Here is a 278-nt window from a genome sequence, read left to right as displayed (position 1 = left end):
CAACGCTGCCAAGGAAAAGGCCGGGCATTGCCCGGCCTTTTCTTCATGCGTCGCGTACCGGCGGTCAGTGCGCGGCGGCAAAGCCCGCATCGCCCAAGGGCGGCAGCATCGACCCGCGCGGTTCGCTGTCCGCACCTTGCCCGGCGGCGTTCAGCGCCTGCTGGTAGGCCTTGGCGGTGGCGGTGTTGAACGCCACCAGCACGATCCGCATCGGTTGCGCGTGGCTGCGCTGCCAAGCCAGTGTTTCGGTCACTGCGATCTGCGCCGCCTGGTACAGC

General features: G+C 68.3%; 1 protein-coding gene. It reads right to left on the bottom strand.

The window, feature by feature from the left end; genetic code table 11:
* Positions 1-64: 64 nt before the first annotated feature.
* Positions 65-278: hypothetical protein (locus tag EN846_RS34875; protein WP_210236174.1), on the bottom strand; the 214-nt coding region annotated here is incomplete at its 5' end.

The organism is Mesorhizobium sp. M4B.F.Ca.ET.203.01.1.1, assembly GCF_004791025.1.
Classification (GTDB): Bacteria; Pseudomonadota; Alphaproteobacteria; order Rhizobiales; family Rhizobiaceae; genus Mesorhizobium; species Mesorhizobium abyssinicae.
This window is presented reverse-complemented; position numbering and strand designations above follow the sequence as displayed.